Below are 13,384 nucleotides of genomic sequence, written 5' to 3'. Positions count from 1 at the left end.
CTTCTCCTCCTACGGGACGGGAACCCGATCAATAATATTGGCCAGGACTATATCAACCGTTAATTCTTCGCCGAGCGCCTCGTACGAGAGGGCGATTCGATGTCGAAAGACATCTTCCAGAACAGCCCGGACGTCTTCGGGGATCACGTATTCTCGACCGGAGAGAAATGCCTCTGCACGGGCGGCATGCGTTAACGCGATCGTTCCCCTGGGAGACACTCCATACCGGATCAGGTTGGTTAATCCGGAATCAAATCGTTCTGGCTCACGAGTCGCGGTAACCAAATCGATAACGTAATTTCGAAGTGCTTGCGATACCTGGATCGATTGAAGCGACATACTCGCCAGACGAATTTCCTCATTGGAGATCACTGGGGGCAGCTTTTCCTGATCCTGCGACAGATCCAATGAACGACTCAAAATCTCCTGTTCTTCCTCCCGAGAAGGATACTGCACCACCAGCTTCATCAGAAACCGGTCCATCTGTGCTTCGGGAAGTGAATAAGTTCCCTGTTGGTCGATAGGGTTCTGCGTGGCAAGCACCATAAATGGGTCTGGTAGCTGCAGCGTGTTTCCTCCGATCGTCACCTGCCGTTCCTGCATCGCTTCAAGCAAGGCGCTTTGCACTTTGGCGGGAGCCCGATTAATTTCATCCACGAGAATCAGATTGGCGAAGATAGGGCCTGTCTGCACCTCAAACTGATGGTTCTGTGGTCGATAAATCTCGCTTCCGATGATGTCGGCGGGTAATAGATCCGGAGTAAATTGGAGGCGTCGAAACTCGGTCCCCAAAGCCCCTGCAAGGCTGGAAACAGCCGTGGTTTTCGCCAGTCCAGGGACACCTTCAATCAGAACATGTCCGCGACATAACAGTCCTATCAACATGCCTCGCAATAGGCGATGCTGACCGACGACCGTATTCCCAATGCGGTTTAGAATCAGGTCGAGTGATTGCCTGATGTGAGCAGTGTCGATCTTTTCAATCCCATTCGAAGATGCATTCATATTGATAGTCACTGAACTTAAAAATCATTGAACTAAAGGAGGAACTGCCTTCAGTAGAGGCAGTTATATGGGTGTAAGGAATAATAACCTCCCGACATTCCAAGGTCAGGAAGAACTCTCTACAGTCTCTTGTTTGGAAAGAAGTTGAATTGATTCATGAAGTTCCATGACCTGTTTACGTAATTCGAGTTGATTGTGACGGACGTCTCTAATCAAGTTGAGCGTGTGATTTCGGTCCAGCTGCTTAGTGGTTGCCGTAAGCATCGCCCAGAGTGCAGCCAGAACGGTCGTCGTCAACATCAGCGCAACAACTCGAATTGGATCGGTCCACCAATGGACCATGATAATGCTGAGGGCACATGCAACGATAAATGCCGCGATCACCAGGGCGAGCATGAATCGCCGCCAGAGCCGCTTTCGTAAGTATCGACGTTCCAATTGGCCAGACTCTTCATTTCGGAGCTGCCAGTAGAAAGCGACGACTTCTGCAAGAATAATTGCTAAGGGATAAATCAGAAAGAACCCCATCATCAACCAACCGGCGGTTTGATAACCGGCAACGAGCTCTTTGCCTGAGTACTCTCTGCTAATCATCCCTGCCAGCTCTTCGATGGATGTTCCCTCACCTGAATTCAGGTTGTTTATTCTGTTGACGAGCTCTTCGACCGCATCCTGAGATGTCGGATCAGTGGCTGTCGGATCATTTCCTGCGGGTAGATTGGAGGACTTGCCGCCAGACCCAGTAGGTCGCTCGGCCCGGGTCACGCTATTCTGAGGTTTGCCACTTTCTTTTTCGAACTGTCCAGTCTCTGGATTGATTCGCAATAACTTATGTAATGGGCTCACTGTCGGGCGAGGCTCTGAATTGGCAGAATTCGATTCTTGCGCTAGCAGAACGCCATCAGTAGAACCGGAAATAAATCCCAGTCCTAGAGGCATCAAGCCGAGTATCGCGATCAAAGAATAAGTTGCTAAGTGACCCATTATTCGCCGGAAAGTTAAATGTTTTGACATAGGTATGAGTGCTCTTACAAATTAAAAGCTCGCTATGGAAATCCAGACTCGCATTTGTTTTCTACGAAATATCTGGCAAGTGCGATGGAACCACCCTCAGGATTCTCCAACACGTTAGAAAAATGGTTCGTAAAATAAATAGCTGAAACCATCATACGCTGAATTCAGCGATCCGTTGAATGAGATTCTGTATTTGAAAATCAAATGTTCTCATCCAAAGAGGTTTCTGGCGTGATCGATCAGAGACTGTCTGGACGAAAATCGCAAATGCATAAAGTGCTGAATAATCCGCCGGCTATTAAAAGACGGTAATAGAGAATGGAAATAATATGAAAGCCAAACTGAGTCACTTACATTCGAGCAATGCCGCAATCGGTATAGTGTTATTATTGGCGATGTTCTGCCTGACTGACCTTGTTTTTGCTGCGGAAAATGATCAATCTCCCGTGGGCCCCACTGAAGAAAAGGGAGTCGCTACCGATTCCGTTCACCCAGCCGATCATTATTTTCCTGCCGACGCGCTCGGGCTCATCAGGTTTGGAAACGTTTCGGCGTTCAGAGAATCCTGGATCAACTCTTCCTTCGGGGCACAGATCAACGATCCAGGCCTCAGCAAATTTTTTGCTGGCGTGGTTCGTCAACTCGACAGTCTGAAAAAAGGACTAGGTGTCGATGTCTTACAGCTGATTCAACAGGTTGATGGAGAATTATCAATCGGCTTGGTGTATACGAGCGAAGGTGACATGTCCGTCGTTGCCGTAGGGGATTTCACTGACAATGTTGCGGCAGAGAGATGGATCAATCAGTTGGAGCAGGGATTGACTGCAGAGAAGGCGACCGAGATCACCGTAGAAGTTGAATCGACTCAATTAAAATCATGGAAACGTTCAAGTCCACAAGCAGTTTCCAATCTCGCTTATTTCGCCTCAGGAAAAAAGGTGATCTTCAGTGACAGTCTTCAGGCACTGGCCGAGACACATCGCAGAGAATCGAATGAAAGCAATGATCGACTGTCAGCGAATGAGGACTACCAGCATGTGATGTCGCGAATCAATCCGGGTACTACTAGCTCTGGGCTCAGTTGGTATGTTGACCCTGAAACTCTGGTGTCAACATGGATCTCCGCAAACCTGCCCGGACGCGAGGCACCTGTTGAACTTAAATCCATGATCGAAGCGATCGGTATCAATCAGGTTCGAGGAATAGGCGGGACAATCTATCTCGGCGAGGCTGGTCTTGATTCGGTTTCGACCACTTATGGATATATGCAGACTCCCTTAAAAGGGGCCATGAAAGCATTATCCCTTCCAGCAACGAAACAAATACCTCCCTCGTGGGTTAAGGAAGACGTCTCCCTGTATTCTCAGATGAATTGGAGAGTCGATCGACTGTTCCAAACTCTACGGGAAACGGTTGATCAACAGCGAGGTGAGGGAGCATTTGATAAAGCACTCGGTTCGCTCCCCATCTTGGATGGAAAAACCAATCTGGCCGAACTGGCCGCTGCAATTGATGGTCCCCTGCATGTTGCTGCCGAAGTCCCTCAAGCAGCAAACGAATTACTTCGCCAGAATGCAATCTTTGGGTTTGGTATGAGTGATTCAACTCTGGTTCGACAGCTGGTAAGAGAAATCGCCCACTCCAGAGAAACCACGATCGAGAAAATAGGAACAGCGGAAGTTGTCAGGCTCGGAATGGACTTTGGTCAATCAGTGCCAGGTTTTGAAAACATGCCCCCCTTGGACTTTGCTATCGCGGTAACGGAGGACGCTCTCCTGTTTTCTCCGAACGCCGACTATCTCGCCGCGACGTTCAGTCCGGAACGCAGCAATATGCGATCTCTCGCCGACTCGCCGGAGTACCAGCAAATCGCAGCCCAGTTTCCTGAGGAGACGTCGGTCATCAATTATCAAAGGCAGGATGGTCGTCTCGAAGGGTTGTATAATCAACTTCGATCGGGACTGCTTAAGGCAGGTCCGATGCCAGGGGTTCTGGGGGCGTTCAACTTTGACTTCGAAGAATTGCCACCATTCCCCGCAATGAGTAAATATCTTCAGACGACCGGAAGTTTTGTCGTCCCCGAGGAAGATGGATTCCGGATCGTCAACTTCGCTTTACCACCTCGTGAACAATAAGCGTCCGGTTTTATTCATCAGAGGTTGTATAAACGTAAGCCTGAGAGTGAATTAATCCTGATACGTCTCTAACCTGAAGGTACGGATAACTTGTTCGGCTGAAAGGACGCTATTCTTATTCACGAAAGATTATTAATGGAAATGTATTCCTGGTAGGAGCCGTTCTTCTTATTGAACGGGTTTACGCAGGTCTTGTCAGTGTTCTATTCTTTAGAGGATGAGGAACACTGATAAAACCTTTTTAGATAAGAGACTCTTCCAATCGTGAATACAAACAGATTCTTTCAGACGCTGGGCTACTATTGCGGTGTATTCATATGCTTTCTTACGAGTGGAAGTTGGCACCTGGAAGCGAAGACGCCAGTACAGGTGGGAGAATTCACTCAGCAGTATCATATCCCTTATGACGAAGCGGACGGACTGCCAGACCAGGCGATTACGCAACTCCATACAGGAAAAAAAGACCAGCTATACGCCAGAGCAGAATCCGGAGGGCTCTACCAGCTCGAAGGAGAAGAATGGAAGTCGATCGCCAACGCGTCTATTGATGAATCTCTTTTCACGGCACTTCCATGGTATCGCTCACTCTCTTCGATGGTTGAGTCTCAGAACTCAGTTCGAGATGTAGCGGAGAATGGTAAGGAAATTGTTGTCGCCGCAGCGGAAGGCTTGATTATTGGAGACGGGACTCATTGGTCGCTCGTCCTGCCCCAAGAAGGAAATGTCCGGTGGGCGCCCGTGGATGTGAGGGCCGTGGCTTACGATCCCGAAGGGCGACTTTGGTTTGCGGCACCGCAAGGCGTTGGGTGTCGACATGAAGATGGCACGTGGCAGTTATTCACGGGGGCCGATGGTCTGCCTTTTAACGACTTCACATGCATGTCTACAGGGTCATCAGGTGTGTGGTTTGGCACGACGAATGGAGCGATACAGTATGACGGGGGACATTGGCATTTTCGGCAGGGCGGTCGCTGGTTGCTCGCCAATCATGTACATGACATCGCTATCGATGCCCAAGGCAAGGCCTGGATCGCTACGGACGAAGGGGTTTCCTGCATCACTGCTAAACCGATGACTTTGACGGATAAGGCTACGTTTTATGAACAGGAAATAGAAAAATACAATCGTCGCACGAAATATGGTTACGTGAATCCCGCTCGACTGTCTAGCCCGGGCGATAAGAGCACGGCGAAACCAACTTACTCAGACAACGATGGTTTTAACACCGGACTGTATCTTGCGGCTGTCAGTTATGGCTATGCCGTTACGGAGGACCCCAAACTCAAAGAGTACGCACATAAAGCGTTTCGCGCATTGTCTTTTCTAAGTGAAGTGACTCAAGGGGGTGACCATGCGGCTCCGAAAGGGTTTGTCGCTCGCAATGTCATTCCAATATCCGAACCCGATCCAAATGTCGTTCGATATGATCTGGAATACGATCTCCGTCGTAACGAACGGGACAAGCTCTGGAAAGTCATGCAGCCTCGGATGCCGATCGACAAGACAGGTCAATGGTATTGGAAGTGTGATTCCAGTTCTGATGAGCTTGATGGACACTTCTTTGGGTATTCAGTCTATTACGATCTCGTCTGCGAAACGGAGCAGCAGAAGGAACAGGTACGTCAAGTCGTGCGGAATATTATAGATCATGTTATCGAACACAATTATGCCATGGTCGATTACGATGGCACGCCTACCCGCTGGGGACATTTTGCTCCCGAAGATTTAAATCAAAATCCTGCCTGGAAGGCAGAACGAGGTATTAACTCTTACTGTATTCTGGGATACCTTTCTGCCGCTCATCATATTACGGAAGACCCTAAATACCGTACTGAATACCTCAAGCTGGCGATTGACCATGGGTATGGAATGAATGGAATGAGTCAGTACAAATGGAATCGCGGTGCTTATTCTCAGGGGCATCAGCCGGGCGACAATATGATGTTTATGAATTATTACCATCTGCTCAGATATGAAACGGACCCCCAACTGCTCAGTATGTATCAGTTTGCGATCAGTCGCCACTGGACTTACGAAAAGTATGAACGAAACGCATTCACCAACTTCATCTATGCTGCCTGTTGCGATGGCAAGACGCGCAAGGATAACTGGGGAGAAATCGATCTTTCTCCCCCGGTTGAATGTTATACAGATGCGATTGATAGTTTGAAGCGATATCCGCTCGATTTAGTCGAGTGGCCAATGTCAAATGCACATCGAATCGACATGAGGCCATTGGAGGGGCAGTCCCGTGAAAGTGCCACCATTGGTACTGATAATAGTGGGTACCTATTCCCCATCGATGAGCGTCACGAGATCTACTGGGACTGGGATCCCTGGAAACTGACAGGAAACAGTAAGGGAGCGACTCTCCGCCCCGGTTTCCACTATCTACTCGCCTATTATATGGGACGATATCATGGGTATATTGACGAATAGGATCACATGATCGTCGTCTGAAGATTTCAGTCGATACAAAATCTATCTGATTTCTACATGTTGCATGTCTGAGGAGTGATGGTTTTTGAGGGATCTTTGTATGTAGAATACACCGATCTCTTTTGAGTACTCTTCAGGACCCAGGAAACCATGACAAAAACCACCTGCCCATCTGATGGATTCGTGCCGCATCAAATCAAGAATCTGCTGCATTTCTTTACGGCAATAGTACCGTTTCTTTGGTCTGGCTCTTTCGCGTTTGCAGACACGCCGCCAAACATTGTGTTCATCTTAGCCGATGATCTAGGATATGCTGACCTGGGATGTTATGGTCATCCTCATGCAAGGACTCCAGCTATTGACCAACTGGCTAGAGAGGGTACTCGCTTTACGCAGCACTACGTGACCGGGGTGACGTGCAATCCCAGCCGAACTGGGTTGATGACAGGCCTTTTCCCAGCACGCTTTTCAAAGTATACGGCTGATTTCGGGTTCGGAGAGCGAACCACCATTACCGAGATGTTGAAGGCTCAAGGTTATGCAACAGGGCACTTCGGAAAATGGCATATCGGCCCCAAATCAGAGGCCGGTACGTACGGTCTCGACATGGTTGATGTGATCGGGAAGAGTCGTTCTGAGACAGCCGGTCGTGACGACGACTTAACCACAGCCGCGATCGAATTCATCAAGACCAATAAAGAGAGCCCGTTCTATGTGAATATCTGGGGGCATGCGACTCACTTTCCTGTTGATACGGCTGAGGGGCTCGCTTCTGAATTCAGCGATCTGAATGTCAATCGTCAGAAGTTTTCGGCGACGATGCAACACAAGTTCGATGAAAGCTTTCAGATCAACATGGACTTAAATCAATCTATGCGACAGTACCTCGGCGATGTCTACCAGATCGATCTCAATGTGGACCGAATTCTCAAGACAATTGAGGAACTCGGATTGCGGGAAAATACGATCGTCGTTTTCTCCAGCGACCATGGTCCAGCACCGGTGTTGCACAATAAAAAGAAGGTCCGGAAATATTCCAAGAATATGCTCGGTTATGCCGGTGAATTTCGAGGTGGAAAACATACCCAGTTCGAGGGCGGAACACGAGTGCCTTTTATTGTACGTTGGCCCGGGCACGTTAAAGCGGGCCGGATCGATACCGAAAATATAACATCCTTTATCGACTGGTTGCCCACACTCGCAGCCATCGCTGGAGTGCAAGACCTTCCTCAGCAGCTTGACGGGGAAGACATCTCGATGGTTTGGTTTGGTGAGGACCGTAAACGCGTTAAGCCGCTTTACTGGAAGACGAGCGCGGTGGGTTCATCTTCAGCAATGCGAGATGGAGACTGGAAGTTACACCACTCTGGACGAAATAAGAAAACGCCAGTGGAGTTATACAACCTCTTAGAAGATGCTTCTGAGAGCAGGAATATCGCGGCCCAGCATCCGGAAGTGGTGAAGCAAATGACGGCCCAATTAGAAGAGTGGGTTGCCGAATTACCAACTCGATATGAGAAAACCGGCGAAGGAAAACGCGAAGACTAGAGCCTGTTCGGTTTAATTCGTACCGTCACTGTTTCTTGATGATCAAGCTGTGTCCACCAAACGCTCTAACGGCTACCAGGATATTCTGATTATGACGAGCCATTCTTTTAAGACAGTTGTCCTTACGTTGCTTTGTCTGATCGCGAAAGCACAAGCTGAGCCACCGAATATTGTGATGCTGTTCCTCGACGACTGGGGTTGGAACGGATCGCCTGTTCGCATGGATGAATCTGCTCCAAATTCCTCGATGCCTGTTCTGGAAATGCCAAACGTTGAAAAGTTGGCAAATGAAGGTATGGTTTTTCGTAATGCCTATGCGGGTGCGCCACAATGTTCTCCTTCTCGGGTTTGTCTGCAGACGGGACAGTCGTCAGCTCGAAACGGATTTACTGTTTATATGAACGCGTCGAAAGACGAGGTCTACGACCTGAGCAGCCAGTATGCTGAGTTTCCTGTCGTGCCCTGTGCGTCGGATCAGACGATTGACCCGGAGACGATTACGATTCCCGAGGCTCTCGAACCTTTTGGCTATGCCAGTGCTCACATTGGAAAATGGCACATGCGGGGTAGTCCAGCGGACGAAGGTTATACTGTCCACGACGGCGACACGGACAACAAGGATGGTAACACCATTCAGGCGAAACACATTCATCCAGAGAACATAAATGATCCCAAATTGATGTTCAGCATCACCCGACGGGCAATCAAGTTTATGGAGAACCAGGTTGAAGCGAAGACACCTTTTTATCTGCAAATATCGCATTATGCGATGCACGAAGGCCGAGAATGCCTTCCAGAAACTCGAAAGAAATACGCAAATCATCCGGTAGTGCAAAACTTCTATAGTGAGTTCAAAAAGAAGCGTCGGAAGGTCCCGTATAAACATGATCCGGCAGTCTGGCTGGGGATGGGAGAAGATTTAGACGGTCGAATTGGTGCCGTTCTCCATCGCATCAAAGAGCTGGGGATTGAAGACAATACCTATGTGATCCTCGTTTCCGACAATGGCTATCGTCACAGCTTTTATCCAGGGCTCAACCAACCTCTGCACGGACATAAATGGTGGTTATGGCAAGGGGGCATTCGCGTGCCTATGATTGTTAAGGGACCAGGAATCAAAGGGGGAACTTCCTTCGCCGGTAATGTGGTTGGGTATGATTTCTTACCCACCTTCGTCGACTGGGCCGGCGGCGATCCGACGAGTTTGAAAGAGATTGATGGAGTCAGTCTTAAGTCATATATGAGTGGAGAAGAACCGGGCAATGATTTCTTGAATCGTCCCCTCTACTTTCACTACCCTCATTACCGCACCACCATGCCCCACTCGGCTATCGTTGCCGGAAACCGGAAGATTCTGCATTTCTACGAACAGCCGAATATTACGATGATGTTTGATTTATCCGTCGATGAGGGAGAAGTGAAAAATATTGCTGCCGACTATCCTGCTGAGCACAAATCGCTGCATACTGCAATGATGCAGTACTTTACTAAAGTCGGAGCAAGAATACCGAAAGTGAATCTTAAATTCGACGAAGCGATTTACAAAGAGGCGAAAGAATACCAAAAGCGAATGATTTGGGGGCCTTTTGAAGGAACTCGCCTATTAGATGCCGATGAGCGAATCGAAAACTGATTCATGATTGCCATCTTTCCAAGTAGGCAATCATGTTCGGATTATGGATGCAAGCACCACTGGCTCAATGTCGGATCGATCACTCAGGAATGCATGGAGAGTCCCCATGTAACCCTTTTGGATTACAGTTACTTCAGTTCGGCTCTTAAGTTCTTGCTTAAGCGATCACGTTCTCGACCTCGTGTCCGTGAACATCGGTCAGGCGGTAGTCTCGACCTGCGTGGCGGAATGTAAGTTCCTCGTGATTGAGGCCAAGGAGATGCAGGATAGTGGCATGAAAGTCGTGAACGTGTACTCGGTCCTCACCGACAGCCATGCCGACCTCATCGCTGGAACCATGGACGATTCCCGCTTTCGAGCCGCCTCCCGCCATCCAGGATGAGAACACATGATGATGATGTTCTCTTCCGGGGTGGTTCGCCGTTTCATGCTACGGAGTGCGACCGAATTCAGTTGTCCACACAACAAGCGTGTCTTCGAACATTCCCCGCTGCTTGAGATCGGAGATCAACGCGGCAATAGGTTGATCAACATTCTTAGCAAGTGGGGCGTGGGTTGCCATGTCACCATGGGCGTCCCAGTTGTTTGAAGATCCGACGTCGATAAGTTCGATAAATCGGACACCCCGTTCTGCCAATCGACGTGCGACCAGGCATTGCCAACCAAAGCCAGTTTTCTGTCCCGGCACTAAGCCATACGCCTGCAAGGTTGATTCCGTCTCCTCTGAGAGATTCAGAGCACCGGGAGCTTCGGTTTGCATTCCAAAGGCGGTCTCATACGAACGAATCCGAGCTTCAAGTGCGGCATCCGCAGGACGATCGGACGAGTGCCGTTCGTTTGCATGTTTCAGTAGGTTGAGTTCCTATTTCTGTAGTCTGGAATTCATTCGCGGTTCAACATTAGGAACTGGATTATTCCCAGGAATGAAATGTGTTCCCTGATGTGAACCTGGCAGGAAATCGCTTCTCCAGGTTTGAGTGCCTGCATAGGGAGCCTGAGGTGCGACGACCACAAATGAGGACAGGTTTCGATTGACAGTACCTAGACCATAGCTGATCCACGAGCCGATACTGGGGTGAGCAAAGGTCCAAGAGCCGCAATGCATTCCCAGAGTGCTTTCGTAGTGATTGGTAGGATCCGTTTCCATCGAGCGGATAATGGCGAGGTCATCGACGACACTGTGCATGTGGGGAAAAAGATCACTGACTTCGATGCCGCTCTCACCTCCCGGTTGAAATTTCCAGTTGGGCTATTTCAAGTAGCGGAAAATTCTCCAGTCTTACCCTGCCAGTTATCTACAGTGATATTCTTGCCATGATTCTCAAACAACTGCGGTTTGGGATCGAATGAATCGACATGCGAAACGCCACCAGTCATATACAAAAAAGTTACACGCTTCGCCTTCGGAACCAAAGGTGGTGCTATGGCTGCCAGAGGATCCGTGGACTGTGTTCCTGTCGCAGCCTGTGTTTCATCAGCAAGTATGGCGGCAAGCGCAATTGATCCCAACCGGCCGCTAGCCTGCTTTAGAAAATGACGTCGTTCGTTCAGACTGTTCATCGATGTTCAGTCTACAAAAAGAAATTCGTTACGAGTCAATAATGTCCTCAGGTAGGCTTCCCAGGCGATATTTTCTAATTCAGCGTCGTTAGTCCCAGTTTCTCTGGCTACGTCTCGATAATTATTGAGAAACAGACTCGTCTCGTTTTGCTCGTCGAGAGAGAGACTTCTGGAAAGAACCAGCTCAAATGCGATTGGTATTCGCTGCTCCTCATTTATTGCCATGTCAAACAGGCGTTTTCTGAGTCCCGTAGCCTGTTCGTGGACGAACTTGTTGTTCATCAGATAGAGAGCCTGAGTTGGAACTGTTGTCAGTTCTCGGTGAGCAGTGCTCGCGTTCGTATTGGAACCATCAAACAGGCCTAGAAACGGATGTCGTTTCAGTCGTTGCTGCATTAATAGACACTGCGGCGATTCGTTGGATAGACGCCGTAATAAGGATTATGCTGGGTGAATCCCCAAGTCTCGACTTTCGGGAATGGGTGCTCGCCCCCCATGCTGGAATCCAGATTACCACTCACCGCCAGCATGGCATCCCGAATTTCCTCGGCGCTTAAACGTCGTCGATTAAATCTCCAGAGGAGACGGGCTTCGGGATCTTTTTTTATATGCGGAACCATTGAACCCAGAAGATCGTCGATACGCCGCAGAGCTTAGGGTCAGTCGGTGTATCGTTTTTACCGAATAGCCGCATTCTATAAATCGCGTCGCTAACCAGTCGAGTAGCTCCGGTCAAGGTGAGTACTCCCGATGCTCTGGAAGCATTGCATTTCCTGGGTTTGAAAGTGGTGATGCTCACAGGCGATGCGGAGGCTACGGCAAAAGCAGTCGCACAGAAACTGGGCATCGACGAATTTCACGCAAATGTTTCACCAGAAGAGAAACATCAGTTTGTGAAGCAGCAACAGGCAGACGGGAAAAAAAGTCGCCATGGCGGGCGATGGTATCAACGATGCTCCTGCGTTTGCAGAAGCAAATGTGGGCATCGCCATGGGAACAGGCACTGGTGTAGCCATCGACTCAGCAGGTGTGACATTGGTAGGTGGGAACTTGCGGGGCGTCGCCGCAGCGGTATTGCTTAGCCGGAAGACCATGCGCAACATTCGCCAGAACCTCTTCTTCGCGTTCATTTACAACACGCTTGGCATTCCGATCGCAGCGGGATTGTTATACCCCTTCTTCGGTATCCTCCTCAGCCCCATGATTGCCGCCGCAGCGATGAGCTTCAGCAGCGTCTCTGTGATCGGGAATGCATTACGATTAAGACTGGTCGATTTGTCCAAATGATCTGTGCTTTGGGTTCTCCTGGCACCTATCCCCTCTTATTGAGAACCTACATTTCAAATAAAGCGACAAATCATCGCGAAAAAACTAAGCAAATCATGCCGGAAGAATAAGTGACCTGGTGTAACAGTCTCTTAAACAATCACAGTCACAGACTGTTCAGTGATTAGATGGCACTTACCTGACTTTCTTCTGAAGTGTTCCCTTCTACGAGTGGATTCAGAAATGGGTCTGGAGTGACGATCTATTTATGCATCTTCTGCGAACCAAAAAATGAACTATTCACAAAGCAAAACAATCATTGCTCGCAAATACTATGTTTCTAACTTATATTGTGTAGGCCGGGGAGGGTCTAAGCATTAGCACCACCCGAGCGTAGTGTATTTATCGCTGGGAGAAGTACAATCGACGTCTTTGATATATTCGCCTTTGTCGTCATCGGAGTTTTGCTGACTACGGTTGTGGTCATAGTGGTCACATTGGGGCAGCTACCGGGACAGATCGCAAAAAAACGAAATCATCCACAGGCAGCTGCGATCATTATCGCGGGTTGGCTTGGTGTTGCTACGTTCGGCCTGTTGTGGCCGTTCTCCTTAATCTGGGCATTTCTAAAACCATTTCCCGCATCATCAAGCGGAACGCCGACTGAAGTGATACCTCACTCGGTCCCCACTCAAGACTCTCAAGGACAACTTGAAAAAATGCAGACTCAAGTTGATGCCTTGGAAGCCACCATCAAAAAACTCCAGACTAAGTAGGATATGAA

At 49.0% G+C, this 13,384-nt stretch carries 9 protein-coding genes and 3 pseudogenes; 6 read left to right on the top strand and 6 right to left on the bottom strand.

Annotation, left to right across the window (positions count from 1 at the left end; translation table 11 throughout):
- Nucleotides 1–9: 9 nt before the first annotated feature.
- Both Pla110_RS12115 and Pla110_RS12110 read right to left on the bottom strand, forming a co-directional pair.
- On the bottom strand, nucleotides 10–1,005 hold the full coding sequence (locus Pla110_RS12115; RefSeq protein ID WP_144996014.1) for an AAA family ATPase: 996 nt from the start codon (nucleotides 1,003–1,005) through the stop codon (nucleotides 10–12).
- A gap of 105 nt (nucleotides 1,006–1,110) precedes the next feature.
- The gene (locus Pla110_RS12110; protein ID WP_144996013.1) at nucleotides 1,111–1,944 is read right to left on the bottom strand and encodes a DUF1275 domain-containing protein; all 834 of its coding nucleotides are present in this window, start codon (nucleotides 1,942–1,944) and stop codon (nucleotides 1,111–1,113) included.
- A gap of 404 nt (nucleotides 1,945–2,348) precedes the next feature.
- Between Pla110_RS12110 and Pla110_RS12105 the strand changes: the two genes are divergently transcribed.
- The 4 genes from Pla110_RS12105 to Pla110_RS12090 all read left to right on the top strand — a co-directional run bounded on the left by Pla110_RS12105 (nucleotide 2,349) and on the right by Pla110_RS12090 (nucleotide 9,774).
- Nucleotides 2,349–4,154, top strand: a complete 1,806-nt coding sequence (locus Pla110_RS12105; RefSeq protein WP_144996012.1) for a DUF3352 domain-containing protein — start codon at nucleotides 2,349–2,351, stop codon at nucleotides 4,152–4,154.
- Between the two features lie 264 nt (nucleotides 4,155–4,418).
- Nucleotides 4,419–6,593: a hypothetical protein gene (locus Pla110_RS12100; RefSeq protein WP_144996011.1), complete on the top strand. Its 2,175-nt coding sequence runs from the start codon at nucleotides 4,419–4,421 to the stop codon at nucleotides 6,591–6,593.
- A 150-nt stretch (nucleotides 6,594–6,743) separates the two neighbouring features.
- Nucleotides 6,744–8,141 carry a sulfatase family protein gene (locus Pla110_RS12095; RefSeq protein WP_144996010.1) on the top strand — a complete coding sequence of 466 codons (1,398 nt, stop codon included), beginning with the start codon at nucleotides 6,744–6,746 and terminating at the stop codon, nucleotides 8,139–8,141.
- Nucleotides 8,142–8,232: 91 nt separating this feature from the next.
- Nucleotides 8,233–9,774 (top strand): sulfatase, encoded by a 1,542-nt coding sequence (locus Pla110_RS12090; RefSeq protein ID WP_144996009.1) that lies wholly within the window; start codon nucleotides 8,233–8,235, stop codon nucleotides 9,772–9,774.
- 157 nt (nucleotides 9,775–9,931) lie between these two features.
- Here Pla110_RS12090 and Pla110_RS22875 read toward each other — a convergent pair.
- The 4 genes and pseudogenes from Pla110_RS22875 to Pla110_RS23185 all read right to left on the bottom strand — a co-directional run bounded on the left by Pla110_RS22875 (nucleotide 9,932) and on the right by Pla110_RS23185 (nucleotide 12,033).
- A pseudogene (locus tag Pla110_RS22875) lies at nucleotides 9,932–10,960 on the bottom strand (DUF1501 domain-containing protein).
- A 68-nt stretch (nucleotides 10,961–11,028) separates the two neighbouring features.
- Nucleotides 11,029–11,334, bottom strand: a complete 306-nt coding sequence (locus tag Pla110_RS22980; RefSeq protein WP_197440162.1) for a DUF1501 domain-containing protein — start codon at nucleotides 11,332–11,334, stop codon at nucleotides 11,029–11,031.
- Nucleotides 11,335–11,340: 6 nt separating this feature from the next.
- Nucleotides 11,341–11,954, bottom strand: a pseudogene (locus Pla110_RS22870) (DUF1553 domain-containing protein).
- Nucleotides 11,902–12,033, bottom strand: a complete 132-nt coding sequence (locus Pla110_RS23185) for a hypothetical protein (protein WP_144999694.1) — start codon at nucleotides 12,031–12,033, stop codon at nucleotides 11,902–11,904. Before Pla110_RS23185 ends, Pla110_RS22870 begins: the two are co-directional and overlap by 53 nt.
- 29 nt (nucleotides 12,034–12,062) lie before the next feature.
- Here Pla110_RS23185 and Pla110_RS23180 point away from each other — a divergent pair.
- Both Pla110_RS23180 and Pla110_RS12060 read left to right on the top strand, forming a co-directional pair.
- Nucleotides 12,063–12,621, top strand: a pseudogene (locus Pla110_RS23180) (HAD-IC family P-type ATPase); the annotation flags it as partial.
- A 383-nt stretch (nucleotides 12,622–13,004) separates the two neighbouring features.
- The gene (locus Pla110_RS12060) at nucleotides 13,005–13,376 is read left to right on the top strand and encodes a DUF3302 domain-containing protein (RefSeq protein WP_144996006.1); all 372 of its coding nucleotides are present in this window, start codon (nucleotides 13,005–13,007) and stop codon (nucleotides 13,374–13,376) included.
- Nucleotides 13,377–13,384: the final 8 nt, after the last annotated feature.

The organism is Polystyrenella longa, from assembly GCF_007750395.1.
In the GTDB taxonomy this organism is placed as follows: Bacteria; Planctomycetota; Planctomycetia; order Planctomycetales; family Planctomycetaceae; genus Polystyrenella; species Polystyrenella longa.
The sequence above is the reverse complement of the archived record's forward strand: the minus strand, read 5'-3'. Positions and strand labels throughout refer to the sequence as shown.

Bases quoted from the DNA above. Each gene is read 5' to 3' on its own strand.
- Pla110_RS12115 (WP_144996014.1), bottom strand. From the start codon at position 1,005: ATGAATGCATCTTCGAATGGGATTGAAAAGATCGACACTGCTCACATC.
- Pla110_RS12110 (WP_144996013.1), bottom strand. From the start codon at position 1,944: ATGCCTCTAGGACTGGGATTTATTTCCGGTTCTACTGATGGCGTTCTG.
- Pla110_RS12105 (WP_144996012.1), top strand. From the start codon at position 2,349: ATGAAAGCCAAACTGAGTCACTTACATTCGAGCAATGCCGCAATCGGT.
- Pla110_RS12095 (WP_144996010.1), top strand. From the start codon at position 6,744: ATGACAAAAACCACCTGCCCATCTGATGGATTCGTGCCGCATCAAATC.
- Pla110_RS12090 (WP_144996009.1), top strand. From the start codon at position 8,233: ATGACGAGCCATTCTTTTAAGACAGTTGTCCTTACGTTGCTTTGTCTG.
- Pla110_RS22980 (WP_197440162.1), bottom strand. From the start codon at position 11,334: ATGAACAGTCTGAACGAACGACGTCATTTTCTAAAGCAGGCTAGCGGC.